Source organism: Pseudomonas sp. G5001, from assembly GCF_013385475.1.
Taxonomy (GTDB): Bacteria; Pseudomonadota; Gammaproteobacteria; order Pseudomonadales; family Pseudomonadaceae; genus Aquipseudomonas.
Genome location: NZ_JACAPZ010000042.1, coordinates 1 through 18,699, shown reverse-complemented (window position 1 = coordinate 18,699; position 18,699 = coordinate 1). Strand labels below are relative to the sequence as shown.

Here is an 18,699-nt window from a genome sequence, read left to right as displayed (position 1 = left end):
GTGCGCAACCCGACGCACGCAGCAAGTCGTTAATTTCGAAACGAATTCATAAAAACCTGTTAATCCAGCTATTCAGCTTAAAGATAACATGTTAACAATATGCCCGCCCCTGCCCTGGTGGCGGGCTCTACCAACAAAAACAACAAAAGGAACGCCCCTCATGCATTCGTGCCTCTTTCGCACGGCGGCAAGCGCTGGCCTGTGCGCCGCGTTTAGCCCTCTGGTCGCCCACGCCGACTTCATCCAGGACAGCAAGGCCAGCCTGGACCTGCGCAATTTCTACATGAACCGCGACTTTCGCCAGGCCAACGCGCCGCAGAACAAGGCAGACGAATGGGCGCAAGGTTTTGTGCTGCGCCTGGAGTCGGGCTACACCGAAGGCGTGGTCGGGTTTGGCGTGGACGCCCTGGGCGAAATGGGCCTGAAGCTCGACTCCAGCCGCGACCGCCGGGGCACCGGGTTGCTGCCGTCTGGCGCCAGCGGCGAGCCGGCCGACAGCTACAGCGAACTCGGCCTGACCGCCAAATTGCGCGTGTCGAAAACCGTGCTCAAGCTCGGCACCCTGCAACCGCTGTTGCCGGTGGCTGCCTACAACGACACCCGCCTGCTGCCGTCGACCTACAACGGTGAACTGGTGACCTCCCAGGACATCGACGGCCTGACCCTGAACGTCGGCCGCCTGGAAAAACAGAACCTGCGGGACTCCTCCAACAACGAGTCCATGAGCTACGGCGGCGTCAACAGCAGCCACCTGGACCTGGCCGGCGGCACCTACGCGATCAACCCGCACCTGGCGGCGACCTATTACTACGCGCAGATGCAGGACATCTACCGCCAGAATTTCATCGGCCTGGTGCATGACCTGCCGCTGGCCGAGGGCGTGAACCTGCGCACCGACCTGCGCTACTTCGACACCCGCGAGCAAGGCAGCGCCCTGCTGCGCAGCGCTTCGCGGGTCGACGGCGGGCGGATCGACAACCGCTTTTTCAACGGCATGTTCAGTTTGTCGGTGGGCGCACACAAATTCGGCCTGGGCTTCCAGAACCTTTCCGGTGACGGCGACTTTGCCTTCCCGGGGCAAGATCCGTATTCGGTCAACCTGGTGACCATCAATATCTTCACCAAGGCCAACACCGATGCCTGGCAGGCGCGCTACGACTACAACTTCGCCGCCCTCGGCCTGCCGGGCCTGACCTTCATGACCCGCTACGTCGACGGCAGCCATGCGCAAACCGCCACGGTGCGCAACGGCCGCGAATGGGAGCGCGACACCGACCTGGTCTACACCGTGCAGAGCGGCCCGCTGAAGAACGTCAACGTGCGCCTGCGCAATGCGACCCTGCGCTCAAGCAACGGCCTGACCAGCGACATCGACGAAAGCCGGGTGATCATCGGCTACACCGTGGCCCTGTGGTAACGCCGGGCGCCTCAACGCAACCCCGATTGACGCTGGCGGTATTCCCCCGGCGTCATTTGCGCGTAGCGCTGGAAGAACCGGCTGAAATACGCCGGGTCCTTGAACCCCAGCTGGTAGCAGATTTCATTCGCCGAACTGCCGGTGAACAGCAGCAGGCGCCGGGCCTCCTGCATCAGCCGCTCCAGAATCAGGCGCTTGGACGGCAGGTCGGCGATGCGTCGGCACACCTCGTTGAGCCGCGCTTCAGTGACGCCGATACCGTCGGCGTAGCGTGACAGCGGCCAGTGTTGCAGGTAGTGGTCTTCGATCAGTTCGTTGAAGCGGTGGAAGATCCGCAGGTCTTCGTGCCGTGCAGGCCGGGCTTCCAGGGAATTGGCGCAGAGCCGCAGCAGGCTGATCATGATCAGCCGTGTCAGGCTGTCCAGGGCCGAACCGCGTCCGCTGGCCTGGGCGTTGATCTCGCTGCACAGCTCATCAAACAGGAATTCCAGGCGGCGCACCTCGGGCTGAAACTCCGGTGCCAGCCGCGCCAACGCCACGCAGGCCGCCGGCAATTGTGCGCCGGGGGCCAGGCTGGGGTCGGCGTCGATCAAGGCCCACACCAGTTGCTGGCGCACGGTCAGCACATGGCCGTCGGCGTCGGCTTCGGTGACGAAGGAATGCGCCACCGTCGGCGGCGTGAGGAAAAACATCGGCCCGGATTCGAGGTACTGCTGGTCGTCCAGGTAGACCCGCACCGCTCCGGTCTTGACGTAATGCACCTGGAAAAACCGGTCATGGCGATGCACCGGCATGTTGCGGCCAAAAAATCCCGCCAGGTTGCCGAGCCGGTCGTAGTGCACCTCGGCATCGCTGTAACGCTGGTCGTAGACCTGCCCGATGTTGATGTTGGGGATCGGCTGACGATCGCTCATCACTGCATTCTCTTTGTTGTTTTGACTGCCCTGAAATATTGCCACGCTTGACGATAGTTAACATCTTAATTATAACGTTAACACGTTAACGAATTTCCCACGGTGCAGGTCCGAATCTGCCCCGCCACTGCCAGGAGAAAAGCATGAGCCGTGCCCTGCATGATGTTGCGAACGGCACCCTGTTCGGCGTTGCGCTGAACTACCAGGGGTTGCTGAACCAACGTCTCGCCGAATTCGAACAAGCGCCTTACCAGAAACCACCGGTGAAGCCGGTGCTGTTCATCAAGACGCCCAATACCCGCAACGGCCACGACGGCGTGGTGCTGCACCCACAGGGTGAACGCCTGCAACCGGGCCCGGCACTCGGGGTGGTGATTGGCAAGAGCGCCAGCCGGGTCAGCGTCGAAAATGCCCTGGAGCATGTGGCGGGCTACACCATCGTCAATGAGTTCAGCCTGCCGGAAGACAGCTACTACCGCCCGGCGGTGAAAGCCAAGTGCCGGGACGGTTTCTGCGCATTGGGCCCGGAACTGGTGGCCCGCGACCAGGTCGCCAATCCGCATCAATTGAGCGTGAAGCTGTTCGTCAACGGTGAACTGCGCCAGCAAAACTCCACCGCCAACTTCGTGCGCAGCCTGCCGCAGTTGATCGCCGAGATCAGCGAGTTCATGACCCTGCACGAGGGCGACCTGCTGATCACCGGCACGCCCGAAGGCCGGGTGGATGTGCAACCCGGCGACACGGTTGAAGTCGAGATCAGCGGCCTGGGCCGCCTGGTCAACCACATCAAGGCAGAGGAGCTGTCATGAAACACGCCCGTATTCGCTTTGAAGGTGAAGCCCACCAGGTGCTGGTAGAAGCTGAAAACGCCGTGCGCCTGGCCGACGGTCGCCTGCTGGCTGAAGACCAGGTCGAATGGCTGCCACCGGCCACCGGCAGCATGTTTGCCCTCGGCCTGAACTACGCCGACCACGCCGCCGAACTGGCCTTCAAGCCACCGACCGAACCGCTGGCGTTCATCAAGTCTCCCGGCACCTACACCGGCCATAACCAGGTGACCTGGCGGCCGGATAACGTCGCCTACATGCACTACGAGTGCGAACTGGTGGCGGTCATCGGCAAGCCGGCGCGCAACGTCAAGCGCGAGAACGCCCTGGAGTATCTGGCCGGCTACACGGTGTGCAACGACTACGCGATCCGCGACTACCTGGAAAACTACTACCGCCCCAACCTGCGGGTGAAAAACCGCGACGCCACCACCCCCGTAGGCCCATGGATCGTGGATGTCGCCGACGTACCGGACCCAAGCAACCTGAAGCTGCGCACCTGGATCAACGGTGAGCTGCGCCAGGAAGGCAGCACGAAAGACATGATTTTCGACATCCCGTATTTGATCGAGTACCTGTCCAGCTTCATGACCCTGCAGCCCGGCGACATGATCGCCACCGGCACGCCGGAAGGCCTGGCGGATGTGGTGCCGGGAGATGAAGTGATCGTGGAAGTGGAAGGCGTAGGCCGCCTGGTCAATCGAATTGTCAGCGAGGCGGACTTTTTTGCCGCCCGTAAAGAGGCTTGAGCAATATGATCAAACACTGGATCAACGGCCGTGAGGTCGAAAGCAAAGACACCTTCATCAACTACAACCCGGCCACCGGCGAAGCCATCGGTGAAGTGGCCAGCGGCGGTGCCGAGGAAGTGGCGCAGGCCGTTGCAGCAGCCAAGGAAGCCTTTCCGAAGTGGGCAGGCACACCGGCCAAGGAACGTGCCCGCTTGATGCGCAAGCTCGGTGAGCTGATCGAACAGAACGTGCCGCACCTGGCCGAGCTGGAAACCCTCGACACCGGCCTGCCGATCCACCAGACCAGGAACGTGCTGATTCCCCGGGCGTCCCACAACTTCGATTTCTTCGCCGAAGTCTGCACCCGCATGGACGGCCACAGTTACCCGGTGGACGACCAGATGCTCAACTACACGCTTTACCAGCCGGTGGGTGTGTGTGCGTTGGTGTCGCCATGGAACGTGCCGTTCATGACCGCCACCTGGAAGACTGCGCCGTGCCTGGCGCTGGGCAATACCGCGGTGCTGAAGATGTCCGAGCTGTCGCCGCTGACGGCCAATGAACTGGGGCGCCTGGCGGTCGAAGCCGGGATCCCCAACGGCGTGCTGAACGTAATCCAGGGCTACGGCGCCACCGCCGGTGATGCGCTGGTGCGCCACCCGGACGTGCGGGCGATTTCCTTCACCGGCGGTACCGCCACCGGCAAGAAAATCATGCAGACCGCCGGGCTGAAAAAGTACTCCATGGAACTGGGCGGCAAGTCGCCGGTGCTGATCTTTGAAGACGCCGACCTGGACCGCGCCCTCGACGCGGCACTGTTCACCATCTTCTCGCTCAACGGTGAGCGCTGCACCGCTGGCAGCCGGATCTTCATTCAGGAGAGCGTGTACCCGCAGTTCGTCGCCGAATTTGCCGCCCGCGCCAAACGCCTGATCGTCGGCGACCCGCAGGACCCGAAGACCCAGGTCGGCTCGATGATCACCCAGGCCCACTACGACAAGGTCACCGGCTACATCAGGATTGGCCTCGAGGAAGGCGCCACCCTGCTGGCCGGCGGCCTGGAACGCCCGGCCAACCTGCCGGCGCACTTGAGCCGCGGGCAGTTTATCCAGCCGACGGTGTTTGCCGATGTGAACAACAACATGCGCATCGCCCAGGAAGAAATCTTTGGCCCGGTGGTGTGCCTGATCCCGTTCAAGGACGAAGCCGAAGCGCTGCAACTGGCCAACGACACCGAGTACGGCCTGGCGTCCTATATCTGGACCCAGGACATCGGCAAGGCGCATCGTCTGGCCTACGGCATCGAAGCCGGCATGGTGTTCATCAACAGCCAGAACGTGCGGGACTTGCGCCAGCCGTTTGGTGGGGTAAAAGGTTCCGGCACCGGCCGTGAAGGCGGCCAGTACAGCTTCGAAGTGTTTGCCGAGATCAAGAACGTGTGCATTTCCATGGGCAGTCACCACATCCCGCGCTGGGGTGTGTAACCCGGATAAAACAACGCTACCTGTAGGAGCGAGCTTGCTCGCGAAGAACCCGCAGGCGCCGCGGGCTAACAGAAGTGCTGCGTTATCGTTGACGTTTTTCGCGAGCAAGCTCGCTCCTACAAAAGAATAAATACTCAGGAGAATGATCATGGGCGAAGTGGTTCTGGCAGCAAAGATCTGCCACGTTCCCTCGATGTACCTGTCGGAACTGCCTGGCAAGCACCACGGTTGCCGCGAAGCAGCCATCGCCGGGCACAAGGAAATCGGGCGGCGCGCCCGTGAACTGGGGGCCGACACCGCCGTGGTGTTCGACGTGCACTGGCTGGTCAACAGCGGCTATCACGTCAACTGCGGCGAGCATTTCAAGGGCACCTATACCAGCAACGAGCTGCCGCACTTCATCAAGAACATGGAGTACGAGTACCCGGGCTGCCCCGAGCTGGGCGAGTTGATCGCCACCGAGGCCAACCTCGCCGGCGTGCGCACCATGGCCCACAATATCCCGAGCCTGGAGCTGGAATACGGCACCCTGGTGCCGATGCGCTACATGCACATGGGCGTGCCGGACGCGCAGAAGTTCGACGTGATCTCCATCGCCGCCTGGTGCGCCTGGCACCGGCTGGAAGACAGCTTCGCGTTTGGCGCCGCCGTGCGCCGGGCGATCGAGAAAAGCGACCGCAAAGTCCTGGTGCTGGCCTCGGGTTCCCTCTCCCACCGTTTCTCGGACGACCGCGAAGCCGAAGCCAATATCCACAACTGGACCCGTGAATTCGACAAGCAGATGGACCTGCACGTGGTGGAGATGTGGAAGCAAGGCCGCTTCAAGGAGTTCTGCGCAATGCTGCCGGACTACGCCGAGCACTGCTTCGGCGAAGGCAAGATGCACGACACCGCGATGCTCCTGGGGCTGCTGGGCGGGCCGGACTACAACCAGCCGGCCGAGATCATCACCCAGCCATTCGGCAGCTCGGGCACCGGCCAGATCAATGCCATTTTCCCTTTATGAGCCTTGGTGAAGATCACCTGTAGGAGCTGGCTTGCCTGCGATGCAGGCACCTCGGTGTATCTGTCTCACCGAGTTGATGCCATCGCAGGCAAGCCAGCTCCTACAAGGAATTCGCTGCACCTCACCCAAAGAGGAGATACACATGCCGCACTTCATCGCCGAATACACCGACAACATCGAGCAGCAGGCCAACCTGCCGGCCCTGTTCGAGCAGGTTCACGCCGTGCTGGGGGACAGCGGCGTGTTTCCCCTGGGGGGCATCCGCAGTCGCGGAGTGCGCCTGGACACCTGGCGCATGGCCGACGGCAAGCATGACTACGCCTTCGTCCACATGACCCTCAAGGTCGGCCACGGGCGCGACCTGGAAACCCGAAAAACGGTGGCCGAAGCCCTGTTCAAGGTCATCACCGAACACTTCGCCGAGCTGCAATCCCAGCGGCTGCTGGCGTTGTCGTTCGAGATGATCGAGCTGCACCCCGAGCTGAATTTCAAGCAGAACAACGTGCACGCATTCCTGAAGAACCAGGCGGGCTGAGCACAGCCCACCTTTCCGCCCATGGCCACTCAAACAAAAAAGAACAACATCATGAGCACAGCCAATACCGCCGACAGCACCACCCTGATCGACCATCAGCGCACCCACAGCATCGTCACCTGGCGACTGATGCCGTTGCTGCTGATCTGCTACCTGTTTGCCCACCTGGACCGCATCAACATCGGCTTCGCCAAGATGCAGATGAGCACCGACCTGCACTTCAGCGACACGGTGTATGGCCTCGGTGCCGGCCTGTTTTTCATCGCCTACGCGCTGTTCGGCGTACCCAGCAACATGGCCCTGGACCGGGTCGGCCCACGGCGCTGGATCGCCTGCCTGATGGTGGTGTGGGGCGTGCTCTCCACCAGCATGCTGTGGATCGAAAGCTCCACGGGCTTCTACGTGCTGCGCTTTCTGCTGGGGGTGGCCGAAGCCGGCTTCTTCCCGGGGATCCTGGTGTTCCTCAACCGCTGGTACCCGGCCCGCCGCCGGGCGCAAGTCACCGCACTGTTTGCGATTGCCGTGCCCATGGCCGGTGTGATTGGCGGCCCGTTGTCCGGTGCGATCCTGGAGAACTTCCATGATTTCGGCGGGCTGCGGGGCTGGCAGTGGATGTTCCTGATCGAAGGCGCCCCGGTGGTGCTGCTCGGCCTGGTCGTCCTGAAATACCTGCCCGACAGCTTCGAAACCGTGAAGTGGCTGGAGCCCGCGCAAAAGCAACAACTGCGCGAGCAACTGAGCACTGAAGAACAGCGCAAATCCATCACCTCCTTCGGCGGCATCCTGCGTGACCCGCAGGTGTGGCTGCTGGTGGCGGTGTACTTCGCGGTGATGCTGGCGGTGAACACCCTGGCGTTCTGGATGCCCACCCTGATCCACGGCGCCGGCATCGGCCGCGACAGCCAGGTCGGCTTGCTGAGCGCCGTACCGTATCTGGCCGGGTGCTTCTTCATGATCGGCTGCGGGCGCTCGTCCGACCGCAACCGCGAACGCCGCTGGCACCTGTGCGTGCCGTTGCTGATGTCGGCCATCGGTATTGCGGTGGCCGGGCTCTCGCCCACCAACCCGACCCTGGTGCTGGGCGGCCTGATCCTCGCCGGCATGGGCGCCAGCGCTGCGCTGCCGATGTTCTGGCAATTGCCGCCGGCGTTCCTGTCCAACAGCACCCAGGCGGCCGGCATCGCGCTGATCAGCTCGTTCGGCAGCATCGCTTCGTTCCTCGCGCCCTACCTGATCGGCTGGATGCGCGACACCACCCAAAGCGCGAGCCTGGCCCTGTACGTGCTGGCGCTGCTTATCGCCCTCGGCGGCCTGCTGGTGCTGCGCACCCATGCGGCCATCGTCAATCCCCAGTAGAGATTTTGTCATGCTTGATCAAGCCCTTATTCAGCAAGCCGCCGCCCGCCTCGACCAGGCCGAGCGTTCCCGTGAACAGGTGCGCCAGTTTTCCCTGGAGCACCCGAACATCACGATTGAAGACGCCTACGCCATCCAGCGCGCCTGGGTGGCCCGGAAAATCAAGGACGGGCGCAAGCTGGTCGGGCACAAGATCGGCCTGACATCGCGGGCGATGCAGGTGTCGTCGAACATCACCGAGCCGGATTACGGCGCCCTGCTCGATGACATGTTCTTCGACGAAGGCACCGACATCCCCTTCGAGCGCTTCATCGTGCCGAGGGTGGAAGTGGAACTGGCGTTCATCCTCGGCAAGCCGCTGAAGGGCCCGAACTGCACGATTTTCGATGTGCTCGATGCCACGGAATGGGTGATCCCGGCGCTGGAAATCATCGACGCCCGCATCCAGCAGATCGACCCGCACACCAACGCCACCCGCAAGGTGTTCGACACCATTTCCGACAACGCCGCCAATGCCGGCGTGGTGATGGGCGGCCGCGCCGTGCGCCCCACCGAGATCGACCTGCGCAAGGTGCCGGCGGTGCTGTACCGCAACGGGGTGATCGAAGAGTCCGGGGTGTCGGCTGCGGTACTTAACCATCCGGCCAAGGGCGTGGCCTGGCTGGCGAACAAACTGGCGCCGTACGACGTCACCCTGCAACCCGGCCAGATCATCCTCGGCGGCTCCTTCACCCGCCCGGTGGCGGCGAATCCGGGTGACACCTTCCATGTCGACTACGACATGCTGGGTTCCATCTCCTGCCGCTTTGTCTGAACACTGGAGGACTGTTTCATGGACATGCCCATCAACCGCTTCAAGCAACGCCTGCAACGTGGCGAGACCCAGATCGGCCTGTGGCTCGGTTTGGCGGACGCTTATTGCGCCGAACTGGCGGCGAATGCCGGGTTCGACTGGCTGCTGATCGACGGCGAGCACGCGCCCAATGACCTGCGCGGCATGCTCGGCCAACTGCAGGCTGTCGCGCCTTATGACAGCCAACCGGTGATTCGCCCGGTGATCGGCGATACGGCGTTGATCAAGCAGGTGCTGGATATCGGCGTGCAGACGCTGTTGGTGCCGATGGTGGAGACGGCTGACCAGGCACGGCAGCTGGTGCGGGCGATGCGTTATCCACCGGGTGGTATACGGGGCGTGGGCAGCGCGCTGGCGCGGGCGTCGCGCTGGAACAGTATTCCCGGTTACCTGGATGAGGCCGATGCGCAGATGTGCCTGCTGGTGCAGATCGAGAACCGTGAAGGCCTGGACAACCTCGATGCGATTGCTGCGGTTGACGGAGTGGACGGGGTGTTTATCGGCCCGGCGGACCTGAGCGCGGCCATGGGGCACCGGGGGAATCCCGGGCACCCCGAGGTGCAGGCGGCGATTGAGGACGCGATTGGGCGGATTCAAAAAGCCGGCAAGGCGGCGGGCATCTTGAGTGCGGATGAGAAACTGGCGCGGCGGTATATCGAGCTTGGGGCGGCGTTTGTGGCGGTAGGGGTGGATACGACGGTGTTGATGCGCGGGTTGCAGGGGTTGGCGGCGAAATTCAAAGACACCGCAACACCGGCCATTACCGGCGGAGTGTACTGACGCTCTGAAACCACAAAGATCCAAAATGTGGGAGCGGGCTTGCTCGCGAAAGCGGTGTATCAGTGCCAGGTTTGTTGGCTGACCCACCGCATTCGCGAGCAAGCCCGCTCCCACATTTGGATCGGCGGTGTGTCAGCGCTTGATAGTCTTCAACTCATCCAGCAACCCCAGCAACACCTGCAACTTCTCCTCCCCGAACTGCTCCTGCAACCGCTGGTAATTCTCCTCCATGCACTGGCTCATCGACTCGAAACTGGCCTTGCCCTTCTCCGCCAGCGTCACCAGCACCCGCCGCTGATCCTGCTCGGCCTTGCGCCGGTGCACCATGCCCGCTGCCTCCATGCGCACCAGCACGCCGGTCATGCTCGGTTTGAGAATGCACGCCAGTTCGGCCAACTGGTAAATCTCCAATTCGTCATGCTGGCTGAGAATTCGAATAACCCGCCATTGCTGTTCGGTCAGCCCATGCTCATTCAGCGAGGGCCGGAAAAAACTCATGGCCGCTTCACGGGCCTGAAGCAAGGTCAGGGTCAGGGATTGTCTGGGTTTCAACATAGGCTCAGGGTCACGATAGATTTAGTTAATGTTTTAACGAAACTCTAACACTCTCCTCCCCACCTCACGCTATAACTTGTGAAGCCGGCGAAGGCTCTGGCGCGCAGGATCAAAACCGGCGGCACACAGAATCAAGACATCCAGCGCGCCAACGGCCTTAATACACTCATTAGCTCTTCACTGTCAGGCAGCGCAATGATCAATATCGAAACGCCGACCTATTACACGGCGACCAAGAAATACAACCTCAGCTTCCCCACCCTGGAGCAGGACGTGGAAGCCGACGTGGTGATCATCGGTGGCGGCTTTTCCGGGATCAACACCGCCCTGGAGCTCGCCGAAAAAGGCATCACCAACATCGTCGTGCTGGAAGCGCGTTACCTGGGTTTCGGCGGAACCGGGCGTAACGGTGGGCAGATCATGGCCGGCATCGGCCACGACCTGGAAAAGATCAAGAAGGACGTGGGTGAAGACGGCCTGCGCCAGATCTTCGAGATCAGCGACCTGGGCGCCGACATCATCAAGAACCGCATCGCCAAGTACGACATCGATGCCGACTTCTGCCACGGCTATGGCTACATGGGCTTCAACGCCCGCCAGGAAAAGACCCTGCGCGCCTGGGAGAAAGACTTCAAATCCATCAACACCCAACACGAGATCCGCTTTCTTGGCGGCTCCGACGTCAGGCAGATCATCGGCTCCGACGCCTACAGCAGCGCCCTGCTGCACATGGGCGGCGGGCATGTGCACTCGTTGAACCTGCTGCTGGGCGAAGCCAAGGCCCTGGCCGGCCACGGCGTGCGGATTTTCGAGAACAGCCCGGCGCTGGAAGTCAGTTATGGCGAGCGCATCACCGTGCGCACCGGCCGCGGTTCGGTCAAGGCCAGCAAGCTGCTGTGGGCCTGCGACAGTTTCCTCAACAAGCTGGAGCCGGAACTGCACCGCTCGACCATCAACACCTACGCGTTCCAGATGATGACCGAGCCGTTGCCAGAAGAGCTGATCAACCGTATCAGCCCGATTCGCGGGGCCTACAGCGACATTCGCCCGGTGATCGACTACTACCGCGTCACCAACGAAAACCGCCTGCTGTTCGGCGCCGCCACGCCTTTGGTGGAGCACATTCCCGGCGATTTGAAAGCCTGGAACCGCAACCTGATGCTGAAGATTTTCCCGTACCTCAAGGACGTGAAGATCGACCTGGCCTGGGGCGGCCCGATGGCCTGCAGCCCGAACCTGTTCCCGCAGATCGGCACCCTGCCCGGGCGCAGCAACGCGTTCTATGTGCAGGGCTATTCGGGCTTCGGCGTGACCCCAAGCCACATCATCTGCAAGGTGCTGGCCGAAGGCATGAGCGAAGGCTCGGCGCGGTATGACCTGGTCAGCTCGATCCATCGCCCGACCATCATCGGCAAGGACGCGATCCGCCCGCTGCTGCTTACCGCCGGCAAATCCTGGCACCAGCTCTCCGGTTACTGGAACGGCCGCCGCTAAATCCCACGCCTGACACCTGTAGGAGCGAGCTTGCTCGCGAAAAACCCAAGGGCGCCGCGTTAATCCAGGACGCCAACGTCATCGTTGACGACCTTCGCGAGCAAGCTCGCTCCTACAGTTGGTCACTAATTTTTTCTCATCAGGAGCAACTGCCATGACCCTCGTTACCCTCAAGAAAGACATCCAGCTATCCGAACTCGACGCCTGGGGCACCGTCGCCGACCTCGGCTCGACCATCCTCGAAGGCGAAGTCCGGGCCTTCGGCAAAATGACCTTCGGTGCCCCCACCGACCCGGTCAGCAGCGCCTATTTCGGCACCACCCAGGGCAAGTTCCGCATGGTCTATCCGTTTGCCGAACAGGCCACCGTGGTCACCGGCGAAGTGGTGCTCACCGACGAGTCCACCGGCCAGAGCACCCGCTACAAGGCCGGTGACAGCTGGTTCGTGACCAAGGGCACCCCGGTGCTGTGGGAAGTGGTCAGCGAAAGTTTCGTCAAACACTACTTCGCCGTGGTGTGATAGCCCCGGCTGCCGGCACCCGTCGGCAGCCTTTTGGCGCAGGTGCCCACCCATGCACGCTCTCCCCGCCCACGAAGTCGCCGGCCAGTGCCTGCAGGCTTTCACCCGCTTGATTCCGGTCAGCCAGGCCGCGTTCTATTGCGTCGACCGCCAGCTGCAAGCCCGGGATTTCCAGTTGCACGGCATGAGCGGCGAAATGCACCGCGACTACCTCGACAACTACCGCCAATTCGACCCGTTGCAACCGCGCAACTGCCTGTCCAGTGGCCTGGCGGTGGTGCCGCTGGGCCTTGCCATGGCCCGCCAGCCGGCGCGGGATACCCGGCGCTATGGGGATTTTCTGCGGCGCTATGGCGTGGTCGATGTGGTGGAGATTTTCGCCCAGCGCGCCGGCCAGCCCCAGGCGGCGATTTCGCTGTTGCGCACCGCCGACCAGGGCGCTTTCACCGGCGAGCAACTGGCCCAACTGAACGCCCTGCAAACCTTGCTGCAACTGGCGGTGGCCAACATGCAGCCCACTGAAGATGCATTGGCCGGTCTCACACCCAAGGAGCGCCAGATCGCCCTGCTGTTGCGCCAGGGCGCCAGCAATAAACAGCTGGCCCAGGAGCTGGATGTCGGCCTGCCCACCATCAAGACCCACCTGATCAACCTGTTTCGCAAGGCCGGCGTCAGCAGTCGCACAGAACTGGTGGGAAGTCTTTTCCTGTAGTTCGCCTCAACCATCCGGTTGATACCCGCGCCTGCTCCCGGGCGCGATGATTCGTGGTGTTCACCCACCCAACCGGAGCTTCGCAAATGACCACCCCTTCTGACTGGATCACCGTGGGCGCCCTGGCCGACGGCTTCGCCCCAGAGGCATTTATCCTGCCGAACCTGGCCGACCTGAGCGGCAAGGCCTTCACCCTGCACTTCGCCAATGGCTGGCAGATCGAGCACCGTTTCGAGCGCGACAGCCTCTCCTGGGTTGCAGCCGACGGTCACTCCAGCGGCAGCGCCACCTACCGTGCGACCTCGGTGCGCCCCGGCCTGTACCTGGTGGATTTCATCAAGCGCGAAGGCACGCAGGCCTGGTCGGTCAGCCTGGTGCTCGACACCGCCAGCGCTTCGTTCACCGCTGTGCTCGGGCGCATGCCCACCCAGGAACAAACCCGCGAAGGCCTCTACAGCCGCGCCCTTGCCGGCAAGCCGCTGACTTCGGTGGAAGTGGATTTTCTCCACGGCAGCCTCGACCGCCCGTGGCAGCCAGGCCAATGCCCCCACGCACCAACCACCGACCTGATCGGCCTGCGCAACCAGTATCGCTACAGCCCGAGCGAGGTCTACGAGCACATCTACCTCAACCACCAGTTCTACGCCTGGCAATGCCTCAAGGGTGTCGAGCAAGGCCTGTGCGACACCGACCGCTGCGATTACTACAAGATCGCCGACCAGCTCTACCTGTTCGTCTGGCGCGAAAAAATCATCCCCACCCTCGGCCTGGTGCTGATCGACCTGCAGCAACACCGCAGCGACGGCAAGATCTTCGGCTATGCCGACGCCTCCTTCGATGAGCTATCGAACTTTCCCATCAGCTCCTACTGCCAGGTGCTCAATCGCACGGAGCATCCTGATGACTGAGCCGCGCACGATTGTGATCACCGGGGCCGGCACGGGCATCGGTGCCGCGTGCGCCCGGCTGTACGCCGCCGAGGGTGCGCAGTTGGTACTGATCGGCCGTCGCCGCGAGCCGCTGGAGCAGGTCGCGCGGGAAACCGGGGGGTTGGTGTTGGTGGGTGATGCAGCCTGCCCGCAGACCTGGGAGGGTTTTATTGCGCAGATTCGCCAGCACTATGGGCGGATCGACGTGCTGCTGGCCTGTGCGGGCGGCCATGGCGTGGGCAGCGCCACCGACACCAGCCCGCAGACCTGGGAAGCGGCGCTGCGCAGCAACCTCGACAGCGCCTTCTACAGTGCGCGGGCGTGTTTGCCGCTGCTGCTGGAAAGCGCCGGCAACATCGTGTTGATGGGCTCGATTGCCTCCCTGGCCGCAGGGCCTGAAGTATGCGGCTACACCACGGCCAAGCATGCCTTGCTCGGGCTCAATCGCTCGCTGGCCCGGGATTACGGCCCGCGCGGGGTGCGGGTGAACGCGGTGTGCCCCGGCTGGGTGCGCACGCCAATGGCGGATGAGGAAATGCAGCCGTTGATGGATTTCCATGGCGAGACGCTGCAGCACGCCTATGACCGGGTGTGCGCCGACGTGCCGTTGCGCCGGCCGGCCAGCGCTGAAGAAATCGCCAGGGTGTGCCGCTTCCTGGCCTCCAGTGACGCGTCGATCATTACGGGTGCGACGCTGGTGGCGGACGGGGGCTCAAGCATCGTCGATGTGCCGACGCTGGCCTATGCGCGTATGGAGCAGCGTCATGAATGAAGACCTGGATTTCACTGGTCGCAACGTATTGGTAACGGGTGGAGCCCAGGGTATTGGTCGGGCCATCGTCGAAGCGTTTGCCCTGCGGGGCGCGCGGGTGATGATCGCCGACCTGCAACTGGCAGAGGCGCTCGCGCTGGAGCTGTGCGGGCGCGGCTGCCAGGTGGAAGCGGTGACGGTGGATCTGGCGGATGCGGCTGCGGTTTTCGAGCTGATTGCAGGGGTGGAACACGACTGGGGGCGGCTGGATATTCTAGTGCATAACGCCGGGTATTTTCCGCTGACGCCCTTTGCCGAGATCACTCCGGCGATGCTCGGCCGTACCTTGGCGGTCAACCTCTCGGCGTTGTTCTGGCTGACCCAGGCGGCGCTGCCGATGTTCCGCCGTCAGGGTCGGGGCTGCGTGCTGGTTACGTCGTCTGTCACGGGGCCGCGGGTTGCGTTTCCGGGGTTGAGTCACTATGCGGCGTCGAAGGCCGGGGTCAACGGGTTCATTCGCAATGCGGCGCTGGAACTGGCCGGTTTGAATGTGCGAGTCAACGGTGTGGAGCCCGGCATGATCGCAACCCCGGCCATGGGCAACCTGGGGGATGACCAGGTAAATGCACAGATCGCCAGCCGGGTACCGCTGGGACGGCTGGGCGCACCGTCGGATATTGCCGGGGCAATGCTGTTCCTGGCATCGGACCTGGCGGGCTATATCACTGGGCAAACGCTGGTGGTGGATGGCGGCTCGACCTTGCCGGAGGTTTAACGAAACGTCCTACCGAACTGCCGGATAACCTCTACTCCCCTGCCCTGAGAACCTCTGCAAAGTCCCTCGCCTGATCACACAGCGCGAGGGAACGCCGATGTTTTTTTCGATTAATGCCCTGCCCGATGGGGCTGCCTCTTGATTCCCGCCATTGGCTTTCTGGTCGTGGCGGCGATGGACCCGAAGACGCGCGACGTCGATGGGGTTCTCAACGACTTCACACATTGCCTGAACACCTACGACGCGTGGGCCGAGAGCTTCTGGAGCTTTTCGGCACTGGATGTCGAGCAGGTGTTCAAGGTCGGCGACGAGGTTTCGCTGGTCGCGCCCATCACCCGTTCCCTGTATCCCGCCAGCACCGTCGCGACCTGCAAGGCCAACTCACCGTTGACCCTGGTGCACATGTTCCAGAGCACACGGTTCGTGCCCATCGGCAATACGCCGGTGATGCTGCAGGAAGTCGCGCAAGACGGTGGTCCCCTCGGCGATCCCATCCATAAGACCATCGGCCCCAGCGGCATGCTCGAAGTCACCGAGTGCACCGTCGACCGGCAGTATCGAGTCAGCTTTTATCCCAACGTTTCCAGGGATCACATCAAGGCACTGTATGCCTCCTATCAGTCCGAGATCAGCTCGCTGGAAGGCAACTTGCGCGGTCAGTGGACGAGCACGTTCAAGCCGATATGGGAGAGCTATGCCAAGGCGGGTTATGGCGAGCGCTACACCTCGCTGCAACTGGCTTATGCGCGGGGCTTTGAAAACGTGCTTTACGGCCTCTGGGACGGTATTGCGCAGCTGTACCAGTGGTTGGCAGACATCAAGCCCAACACCGAAAAGCTCCTGCAGTACCTCTCCCAAGCCGAGCTTGGAGCGCTCCTGAAGCTCAGTCATGAGGCGATTGCCAAAGGATTGTTGATTCTCAGCGACGAGCCGCTGCTGTTCATCTACCTGTCCGCGATGGTCAGTTGGATACGCATGCTGCCGCCGCATTACATGTTTGAGTTGCTCGGGGAAATCACCACCGAGGTGTTGCTCAACCTGCTGTTGCTGTGGGCTACCGGTGGCATGGGTGTGGCGGTACGGCTGGGCGCGCAGGTGCTGGGCAAGGTCAGGTCCGAGCGGGCACGGGAGTGGTTGGAACAGATTGCCAAGTTGGGCGGTACGGCCCCGTTGGATAGGCACGCGGAGGTGCTTAAGCCGTTATCGCTTCAGAGTCAGGCAGTACCGGTGAAGGCTGCGGCGGTGCCGTTGAAGGCCGGTGTAAACGAGGTTTCGAATCCGGCAGCGCTGGTCCGAAAGCCTAAAGCAGCGCGCACGGCGCTGGTGAAGCAAGAACATGTGGATGATGCCCCGGCTTCGGCGAAAAACCCCAATGGGGATGCGTCGGCTTGTTCGGCGAGCACCTGTACGAATGGCTGCCCGGTATCGATGGTTACTGGTGAGGAACTGCTGACCCTCACGGATGGCTCGTTGGAGGGTGTGCTGCCATTTGTCTGGACGCGGTTGTATCGCAGCAGTGCCGTGGAAGTGGATTGCGGGTTGGGGTTTGGCTGGAGTCATGCGCTGGCGCAGCGCTTGGTGGTGAGCGGCGGATCGGTGGTGTGGACCGATCACGAAAACCGCAGCACCACCTTTCCCCTGCCCTCTGCTGCACGGCCGGCCATCACCAATAGCCTGGCGGAAGCGGCGATTTATCTGGGTGCTTTGCCGGATGAATGGGTGCTGGCTCAGGCGTCGCTTTTCTACCACTTCCGTGACGGTGTGCTGACGGCGATCAGTGACGCTTACGACAACCGGCTGCGCATTTCCCGCGATTATTCAGGGCGGATTCAGCGGATCGATAACCATGTTGGCCAGGGATTGCTGCTGCGGTATGAGCACGGCCATATCGTTGCCGTCGACTATCAGGTGCAGCGGGAGCCGGGCTGGGTCACCGAACAGAACGTTGTTTCCTACACGTACGACGATGCCTGGCGGTTGGTTGAGGCGACCAACGCTGTCGGCGAAAGCGAGCGTTATCGGTACGACGATCAGCAGGTGATCCTGGAGCGGGAACTGGCCGGTGGGGCGAGTTTCTTCTGGGAGTGGGAACGGTCCGGCAAGGCTGCAAGGTGCGTCCGGCACTGGGCCAGCTTTTCGCAGATGGACACGCGGTATGTGTGGGATGACAACGGCACGGTCACCGTGCACAACGCCGATGGCAGCCAGGAAGTCTACGTACACGACCAGCGCGCACGGCTGGTGCAGCGGATCGATCCGGACGGCGCGCAGCACTTCAAATCCTACGACGAAAAAGGCCGGCTGACGGTCGAGCAGAATCCGCTGGGAGCGGTGACGGCCTATCAGTACGACGAAGCCGGTCGGTTGATTGCGCTGTTTCCCGGTGACGATGCACCCACCTCCTACGAGCATGACAACGGTTTCGTACGGGTTGTGCGCCGTGGTGACGCGGTGTGGAAATACCAGCGTAACGATCAAGGCGATATCACTCGCAAGACTGATCCGGATGGCAATTACACCGAATACACCTACACCCAACACGGAAAGCTCACGGGTGTTTGGTATCCGGATAACAGCAGCCAGCGGCTGATCTGGAACGAACGCGGCCAGCTCATTGAGGAAAAACTGGCGAATGGCGGTGTGCGGCGTTATCGCTATGACGAGCTGGGGCGGCAGGTGGCTTGCGAGGATGAGCATGGCGCACTGACCCAGTATCAGTGGGACGCCGTGGGTCGTTTGCTGAAAGTGATTCAGCCGGGCGGCGCCACACGCGAATTCAGCTACAACCCGTACGGAAAAATCACTGCTGAGCGCGACGAGTTGGGCCGCGTCACCCGCTACGAATACGCCGATGGTTTGCACCTGATCAGCCGTCGGATTAATCCGGACGGCACGCAGCTCAAATACCGTTATGACAATGTTCGGCTGTTACTCACCGAGATCGAAAATGAGGTTGGGGAAACCTACCGGCTTGAGTACCACGCCAACGGCCTGATCCAGCAGGAAACCGGGTTTGATGGCCGCCGCACCGCCTATGTCTACGACCTCGCCGGGCATCTG

Annotated in this window: 18 protein-coding genes; 16 read left to right on the top strand and 2 right to left on the bottom strand. The window is 62.3% G+C overall.

Annotated features, from left to right (window positions below):
• The first annotated feature begins 160 nt into the window (after positions 1 to 160).
• Positions 161 to 1,417, top strand: coding sequence for an OprD family porin (locus tag HX805_RS27825; protein WP_087694944.1), 1,257 nt, complete (start codon positions 161 to 163; stop codon positions 1,415 to 1,417).
• An 11-nt stretch (positions 1,418 to 1,428) separates the two neighbouring features.
• On the opposite strand, the gene hpaA is transcribed toward HX805_RS27825, so the two are convergent.
• Positions 1,429 to 2,331 carry a 4-hydroxyphenylacetate catabolism regulatory protein HpaA gene (gene hpaA, locus HX805_RS27820; RefSeq protein WP_003209891.1) on the bottom strand — a complete coding sequence of 301 codons (903 nt, stop codon included), beginning with the start codon at positions 2,329 to 2,331 and terminating at the stop codon, positions 1,429 to 1,431.
• A gap of 143 nt (positions 2,332 to 2,474) precedes the next feature.
• Here hpaA and HX805_RS27815 point away from each other — a divergent pair, with 143 nt between their 5' ends.
• The 8 genes from HX805_RS27815 (at position 2,475) to hpaI (ending at position 9,903) form a co-directional block, all read left to right on the top strand.
• The gene (locus HX805_RS27815; RefSeq protein WP_102368624.1) at positions 2,475 to 3,140 is read left to right on the top strand and encodes a fumarylacetoacetate hydrolase family protein; all 666 of its coding nucleotides are present in this window, start codon (positions 2,475 to 2,477) and stop codon (positions 3,138 to 3,140) included.
• Positions 3,137 to 3,907 (top strand): fumarylacetoacetate hydrolase family protein, encoded by a 771-nt coding sequence (locus HX805_RS27810; RefSeq protein ID WP_177051971.1) that lies wholly within the window; start codon positions 3,137 to 3,139, stop codon positions 3,905 to 3,907. Before HX805_RS27815 ends, HX805_RS27810 begins: the two co-directional genes overlap by 4 nt.
• A gap of 5 nt (positions 3,908 to 3,912) precedes the next feature.
• The gene (gene hpaE / locus HX805_RS27805) at positions 3,913 to 5,373 is read left to right on the top strand and encodes a 5-carboxymethyl-2-hydroxymuconate semialdehyde dehydrogenase (protein WP_177037363.1); all 1,461 of its coding nucleotides are present in this window, start codon (positions 3,913 to 3,915) and stop codon (positions 5,371 to 5,373) included.
• Positions 5,374 to 5,521: 148 nt separating this feature from the next.
• The gene (gene hpaD / locus HX805_RS27800) at positions 5,522 to 6,379 is read left to right on the top strand and encodes a 3,4-dihydroxyphenylacetate 2,3-dioxygenase (RefSeq protein ID WP_177117495.1); all 858 of its coding nucleotides are present in this window, start codon (positions 5,522 to 5,524) and stop codon (positions 6,377 to 6,379) included.
• Between the two features lie 142 nt (positions 6,380 to 6,521).
• A complete protein-coding gene (locus HX805_RS27795; RefSeq protein ID WP_177037362.1) occupies positions 6,522 to 6,914 on the top strand; it encodes a 5-carboxymethyl-2-hydroxymuconate Delta-isomerase in 393 nt (130 codons plus the stop codon).
• A gap of 51 nt (positions 6,915 to 6,965) precedes the next feature.
• The gene (locus tag HX805_RS27790; RefSeq protein WP_177117494.1) at positions 6,966 to 8,270 is read left to right on the top strand and encodes an MFS transporter; all 1,305 of its coding nucleotides are present in this window, start codon (positions 6,966 to 6,968) and stop codon (positions 8,268 to 8,270) included.
• Positions 8,271 to 8,280: 10 nt separating this feature from the next.
• Positions 8,281 to 9,084, top strand: a complete 804-nt coding sequence (hpaH, locus tag HX805_RS27785) for a 2-oxo-hept-4-ene-1,7-dioate hydratase (protein ID WP_008437182.1) — start codon at positions 8,281 to 8,283, stop codon at positions 9,082 to 9,084.
• An 18-nt stretch (positions 9,085 to 9,102) separates the two neighbouring features.
• Positions 9,103 to 9,903 (top strand): 4-hydroxy-2-oxoheptanedioate aldolase, encoded by an 801-nt coding sequence (hpaI, locus tag HX805_RS27780; RefSeq protein ID WP_177117493.1) that lies wholly within the window; start codon positions 9,103 to 9,105, stop codon positions 9,901 to 9,903.
• A gap of 132 nt (positions 9,904 to 10,035) precedes the next feature.
• Here the strand turns inward: hpaI and hpaR are convergent, their stop codons facing one another.
• Positions 10,036 to 10,458: a homoprotocatechuate degradation operon regulator HpaR gene (gene hpaR / locus HX805_RS27775; RefSeq protein WP_003209875.1), complete on the bottom strand. Its 423-nt coding sequence runs from the start codon at positions 10,456 to 10,458 to the stop codon at positions 10,036 to 10,038.
• Positions 10,459 to 10,653: 195 nt separating this feature from the next.
• Here hpaR and HX805_RS27770 point away from each other — a divergent pair, with 195 nt between their 5' ends.
• From HX805_RS27770 to HX805_RS27740, 7 genes are all read left to right on the top strand, one after another.
• Positions 10,654 to 11,952: an FAD-binding oxidoreductase gene (locus HX805_RS27770; RefSeq protein ID WP_177022137.1), complete on the top strand. Its 1,299-nt coding sequence runs from the start codon at positions 10,654 to 10,656 to the stop codon at positions 11,950 to 11,952.
• 154 nt (positions 11,953 to 12,106) lie between these two features.
• Positions 12,107 to 12,472, top strand: coding sequence for a cupin domain-containing protein (locus HX805_RS27765; RefSeq protein WP_003209872.1), 366 nt, complete (start codon positions 12,107 to 12,109; stop codon positions 12,470 to 12,472).
• A gap of 52 nt (positions 12,473 to 12,524) precedes the next feature.
• Positions 12,525 to 13,184 (top strand): LuxR C-terminal-related transcriptional regulator, encoded by a 660-nt coding sequence (locus HX805_RS27760; RefSeq protein WP_177055239.1) that lies wholly within the window; start codon positions 12,525 to 12,527, stop codon positions 13,182 to 13,184.
• A gap of 86 nt (positions 13,185 to 13,270) precedes the next feature.
• Entirely contained in the window at positions 13,271 to 14,092 is an 822-nt protein-coding gene (locus HX805_RS27755; protein ID WP_177081979.1) for a molybdenum cofactor biosynthesis F family protein, read from the top strand.
• Complete coding sequence (locus HX805_RS27750; RefSeq protein ID WP_177117492.1) at positions 14,085 to 14,885, top strand: SDR family NAD(P)-dependent oxidoreductase; 801 nt, start codon at positions 14,085 to 14,087, stop codon at positions 14,883 to 14,885. Before HX805_RS27755 ends, HX805_RS27750 begins: the two co-directional genes overlap by 8 nt.
• Positions 14,878 to 15,639, top strand: coding sequence for an SDR family oxidoreductase (locus HX805_RS27745; RefSeq protein WP_003209865.1), 762 nt, complete (start codon positions 14,878 to 14,880; stop codon positions 15,637 to 15,639). Before HX805_RS27750 ends, HX805_RS27745 begins: the two co-directional genes overlap by 8 nt.
• A gap of 174 nt (positions 15,640 to 15,813) precedes the next feature.
• Positions 15,814 to 18,699: DUF6531 domain-containing protein (locus HX805_RS27740; protein ID WP_177117504.1), on the top strand; the 2,886-nt coding region annotated here is incomplete at its 3' end.

Excerpts from the sequence above, each read along its gene's own strand:
- HX805_RS27825 (WP_087694944.1), top strand. The coding sequence starts at position 161 with ATGCATTCGTGCCTCTTTCGCACGGCGGCAAGCGCTGGCCTGTGCGCC.
- HX805_RS27755 (WP_177081979.1), top strand. The coding sequence starts at position 13,271 with ATGACCACCCCTTCTGACTGGATCACCGTGGGCGCCCTGGCCGACGGC.
- hpaI (WP_177117493.1), top strand. The coding sequence starts at position 9,103 with ATGGACATGCCCATCAACCGCTTCAAGCAACGCCTGCAACGTGGCGAG.
- HX805_RS27790 (WP_177117494.1), top strand. The coding sequence starts at position 6,966 with ATGAGCACAGCCAATACCGCCGACAGCACCACCCTGATCGACCATCAG.
- HX805_RS27815 (WP_102368624.1), top strand. The coding sequence starts at position 2,475 with ATGAGCCGTGCCCTGCATGATGTTGCGAACGGCACCCTGTTCGGCGTT.
- HX805_RS27745 (WP_003209865.1), top strand. The coding sequence starts at position 14,878 with ATGAATGAAGACCTGGATTTCACTGGTCGCAACGTATTGGTAACGGGT.
- HX805_RS27765 (WP_003209872.1), top strand. The coding sequence starts at position 12,107 with ATGACCCTCGTTACCCTCAAGAAAGACATCCAGCTATCCGAACTCGAC.
- HX805_RS27795 (WP_177037362.1), top strand. The coding sequence starts at position 6,522 with ATGCCGCACTTCATCGCCGAATACACCGACAACATCGAGCAGCAGGCC.
- HX805_RS27760 (WP_177055239.1), top strand. The coding sequence starts at position 12,525 with ATGCACGCTCTCCCCGCCCACGAAGTCGCCGGCCAGTGCCTGCAGGCT.
- hpaR (WP_003209875.1), bottom strand. The coding sequence starts at position 10,458 with ATGTTGAAACCCAGACAATCCCTGACCCTGACCTTGCTTCAGGCCCGT.
- hpaA (WP_003209891.1), bottom strand. The coding sequence starts at position 2,331 with ATGAGCGATCGTCAGCCGATCCCCAACATCAACATCGGGCAGGTCTAC.
- HX805_RS27770 (WP_177022137.1), top strand. The coding sequence starts at position 10,654 with ATGATCAATATCGAAACGCCGACCTATTACACGGCGACCAAGAAATAC.
- hpaE (WP_177037363.1), top strand. The coding sequence starts at position 3,913 with ATGATCAAACACTGGATCAACGGCCGTGAGGTCGAAAGCAAAGACACC.
- HX805_RS27750 (WP_177117492.1), top strand. The coding sequence starts at position 14,085 with ATGACTGAGCCGCGCACGATTGTGATCACCGGGGCCGGCACGGGCATC.
- hpaD (WP_177117495.1), top strand. The coding sequence starts at position 5,522 with ATGGGCGAAGTGGTTCTGGCAGCAAAGATCTGCCACGTTCCCTCGATG.
- HX805_RS27810 (WP_177051971.1), top strand. The coding sequence starts at position 3,137 with ATGAAACACGCCCGTATTCGCTTTGAAGGTGAAGCCCACCAGGTGCTG.
- hpaH (WP_008437182.1), top strand. The coding sequence starts at position 8,281 with ATGCTTGATCAAGCCCTTATTCAGCAAGCCGCCGCCCGCCTCGACCAG.